Source organism: Mitsuaria sp. TWR114, from assembly GCF_007997345.1.
Map to the genome: position 1 here is coordinate 1 of NZ_VOSR01000291.1, position 4,108 is coordinate 4,108.

3 protein-coding genes are annotated in these 4,108 nt (G+C 68.3%); 2 read left to right on the top strand and 1 reads right to left on the bottom strand.

What is annotated here, in order from left to right; genetic code table 11:
* Together FUT87_RS12130 and FUT87_RS12135 are read left to right on the top strand one after the other, a co-directional pair.
* Window positions 1–645 (top strand): histone deacetylase family protein (locus FUT87_RS12130; protein WP_147241176.1); only part of this gene is annotated, 645 nt, incomplete at its 5' end.
* Window positions 646–808: 163 nt separating this feature from the next.
* Window positions 809–2,122 (top strand): mechanosensitive ion channel family protein, encoded by a 1,314-nt coding sequence (locus tag FUT87_RS12135; RefSeq protein ID WP_147241177.1) that lies wholly within the window; start codon window positions 809–811, stop codon window positions 2,120–2,122.
* Window positions 2,123–2,453: 331 nt separating this feature from the next.
* On the opposite strand, the gene FUT87_RS12140 is transcribed toward FUT87_RS12135, so the two are convergent.
* The gene (locus FUT87_RS12140; protein WP_147241178.1) at window positions 2,454–3,995 is read right to left on the bottom strand and encodes a fumarate hydratase; all 1,542 of its coding nucleotides are present in this window, start codon (window positions 3,993–3,995) and stop codon (window positions 2,454–2,456) included.
* Between the last annotated feature and the right edge of the window lie 113 nt (window positions 3,996–4,108).

The following is a 4,108-nucleotide window of genomic DNA, read 5'->3' on the forward strand; positions in this document are numbered from 1 at the left end:
GCGCTGCGCGCGGCCGGCGCGGCGGTGCAGGCCACCGACCTGGTGATGGACGGCCGCGCCGAGAACGCCTTCTGCGCCGTGCGCCCGCCCGGCCACCACGCGACCCGCGAGCAGGCGATGGGTTTCTGCTTCTTCAACAACGTGGCCGTCGCCGCCCGGCATGCGCTGGACGTGCGCGGCCTGGACCGCGTCGCGGTCATTGATTTCGATGTCCACCACGGCAACGGCACCGAGGACATCCTCGCCGGCGACGAGCGGGTGCTGATGGTCAGCATCTTCCAGGACCCGCTCTACCCGTATTCGGGCAGCGAGCCCAAGGGCGCCAACATGCTCAACGTGCCGGTGCCGCCGTACACCCGCGGCGCCGAGGTGCGCGAGATGATCGAGTCGCTCTGGATGCCGGCGCTGGAGCGCTTCCGGCCGCAGATGGTGTTCGTCTCGGCCGGCTTCGACGCGCACCGCGACGACGACCTGGCGCAGCTCGGCCTGGTCGAGGCCGACTACGAATGGATCACGCTGCGCATCATGGACGTGGCCCGGCGCCACGCGAAGGGCCGCATCGTGTCCTGCCTGGAAGGCGGCTACGACCTGGGCGCGCTGGCGCGCAGCGTCGGCGTCCACCTGAGAACGCTGGCCGGGATCTGAGCGGGATCCCGCGCGCCCGCTGTCCCGATTTCCATTTCCCATTGACCGATAGACCCGGCCCCGGCCGGTTGCCGAATTGATCTCCTCCTTGAGCTCCACCCTGGGTACGACCGCACCCCTGAACCACACCCTGAGCCTGCGTGAGCTGGAATCACTGCTCACCATGCTGTCGCGACCGCGCGCGCTGATCGAGGTCGGCCTGGTGCTGGCCTGCCTGGCGATGTCCTGGCTGATCGTCTACCGCATCAGCAAGCATGTGACGGCGGCGCCGGGTCACCAGTCGGTGCTGCTGGGCCACCGCGTGTACGACGGCGTGCTGTTCCCGGTCATCGCGCTGCTGCTGGCGCTGGGCGCGCGGCGGCTGATGCCGCTGCTGGGCGAGCCGGTCGCGCTGTTCCGCGTCGTCATCCCGGTGCTGCTGTCGCTGGTGGTGATCCGGCTGGTGGCGCGCGTGCTGCGGGCGACGATGCCCGATTCGATCGGCATCAAGCTGCTGGAGCGCAGCGTCTCCTGGGTCGCCTGGCTGGGATCGATCCTGTGGATCGTGGGCCTGCTGCCCATCCTCATCGACGAGCTCGACGAGTACAAGCTGGGTTTCCTGCCGAAGAACGCGAGAGGCGAGTCGACGACGGTGTACGACCTCCTGGTCGGGGTGCTGCAGGTCGGCGCCATCATGCTGGTGGTGCTGTGGCTGTCCTCGGCGATCGAGTCGCGACTGCTGCGCGGCAAGTCGGTGATGGACCTGTCGATGCGCAAGATCGCGGTCAACCTGACGCGCACGGCGCTGCTGGTGGTCGGCGCGATGGTGGCGCTGAACATGGTGGGCCTGAACCTGAGCGCCCTGTCCTGGCTGGGGGGCGCGGTCGGCGTGGGCCTGGGCTTCGGCCTGCAGAAGATCGCGGCGAACTATGTGTCGGGGTTCATGATCCTGGCCGAGCGCTCGCTGCGCATCGGCGACATGGTCAAGGTCGACAACTTCGAGGGCCGCATCAGCGACATCAAGACCCGCTACACGGTGATCCGCGCGCTCAACGGGCGCGAGGCGATCGTGCCGAACGAATCGCTGATCACGACGCGGGTCGAGAACCTCTCGCTCGCCGATCCGCAGGTCAATGTGACGACCGTCGTCCAGGTGGCCTATGGCACCGATGTCGACGCCTTGTTCCCGCAGCTGATCGAGGAGATCCGGCGCGTGCCGCGGGTGCTGTCCGAGCCGTCGCCATCGGTGTCGCTGAGCAACTTCGCCGCCGATGGGCTGGAGCTGACGATCGGCTTCTGGATCTCGGATCCGCACAACGGGCAGGGCGGCGTGCGCTCCGACGTGAACCTGGCGGTACTGCGCCTGCTCAACCGGCTGGGCATCGACATCCCGTTCCCGCAGCGGGTGGTGCGGACGGTGGCCGAAACGCCTGTGGCGGAAGGCCCGGTCGTGGAAGCGCCGCTCGCGGCTGCGCCGGTCGCGCCCGCAGAGAAGTGAACCGGCTCGGCGGCCCGCGTTTGGGCGGGCCGCTGCCTGACCGTCGGCCGCTGGCGGCCTAGGACGCTCGTAGCGGACATGCCGACGGTCGGCCAGCGTCAGCACGACGTGGTTGCCCGGTGCGTCGAAACGGAGCCATCGCCAGCGCCAGGGCGGCACCGGTGAAGGATCGGCGGGGGAGGTGGGTCGGGTGTCGGGCCCACCGGGGGAGGGGATCGTTCATGCCGCGGTGCTACGCGGGATGCCGGCGCGACGTGAAGTGCTGGAAGGCACCGCCAGAAATGAAAAAGACCACCCGAGGGTGGTCTTGTCATTGGCGCGAGGGGCCTGCTCAGCCGGCGGCGACCGGGATCTTGATCGCCTTGCCGGAGGCGATGCGCTGCTGCCACTCGGCCGGGCCGGTGATGTGCGCGCTGGTGCCGCCGGCGTCCACCGCCACCGTCACCGGCATGTCGACCACGTCGAACTCGTAGATCGCTTCCATGCCCAGATCCTCGAAGCCGACGACCTTGGCGTGCTTGATCGCCTTGGACACCAGGTAGGCGGACCCGCCCACCGCCATCAGATAGGCGGACTTGTGGTTCTTGATCGACTCGATCGCGACCGGGCCGCGCTCGGCCTTGCCGATCATCGCGATCAGGCCGGTCTTCTCCAGCATCATGTCGGTGAACTTGTCCATCCGCGTCGCGGTGGTGGGGCCCGCCGGGCCGACCACCTCGTCACGCACCGGGTCCACCGGGCCGACGTAATAGATCACGCGGTTGGTGAAGTCCACCGGCAGCGATTCGCCCTTGGCCAGCATGTCCTGGATGCGCTTGTGCGCGGCGTCGCGGCCGGTCAGCATCTTGCCGTTGAGCAGCAGCGTGTCGCCCGGCTTCCAGCTCGCGACTTCGTCCTTGGTCAGCGTGTTCAGGTCGACGCGCTTGCTCTTGTTGTAGTCCGGCGCCCACTTCACGTCGGGCCACAGGTCCAGGCTGGGCGGCTCCAGATAGCTCGGGCCCGAACCGTCGAGCACGAAGTGCGCGTGGCGCGTGGCGGCGCAGTTCGGGATCATCGCGATCGGCTTGGAGGCCGCGTGCGTCGGATAGGTCTTGATCTTGACGTCCAGCACCGTGGTCAGGCCGCCCAGGCCCTGCGCGCCGATGCCTAGCGCGTTGACCTTCTCGTACAGCTCGATGCGCAGTTCCTCCAGCTTGTTCTGGGGGCCGCGCTCGAGCAGCTCATACATGTCGATGTCGTCCATCAACGCTTCCTTGGCCAGCAGCGCCGCCTTCTCGGCCGTGCCGCCGACGCCGATGCCCAGCATGCCCGGCGGACACCAGCCCGCGCCCATGGTCGGCACGGTCTTGAGCACCCAGTCGACGATGTTCTCGCTCGGGTTGAGCATGTAGACCTTGCTCTTGTTCTCCGAGCCGCCGCCCTTGGCCGCGACGATCACGTCGACGGTGTTGCCGGGCACGACCTCCATGAAGATCACCGCCGGCGTGTTGTCCTTGGTGTTCTTGCGCTCGAAGATCGGATCGCTGAGCACCGAGGCGCGCAGCTTGTTGTCGGGATGGTTGTAGGCGCGGCGCACGCCCTCGTTGACGGCGTCCTGGATGGAGCCGGGGAAGTCGGCCCAGCGCACGTCCATGCCGATCTTGAGGAAGACGTTGACGATGCCGGTGTCCTGGCAGATCGGACGACGGCCTTCGGCGCACATCTTCGAGTTGGTCAGGATCTGCGCGATGGCGTCCTTGGCGGCCGGGCTCTGTTCGCGCTCATAGGCGCGGGCCAGGTGCTGGATGTAGTCGGCCGGGTGGTAGTAGCTGATGTACTGCAGCGCGGCGGCGACGCTTTCGACGAGGTCGGCGTAACGGATCGTGGTGGTCATGGTGAGGCTCGGGGATCCAGGGACGCGGCGGATTATCCTCCACCGCCCCATTGCCCCGCCGCCGGCAGCGGCTTCCGAGCGGCATGCGCACGGGGCGTCCGCACGCCGGGCCG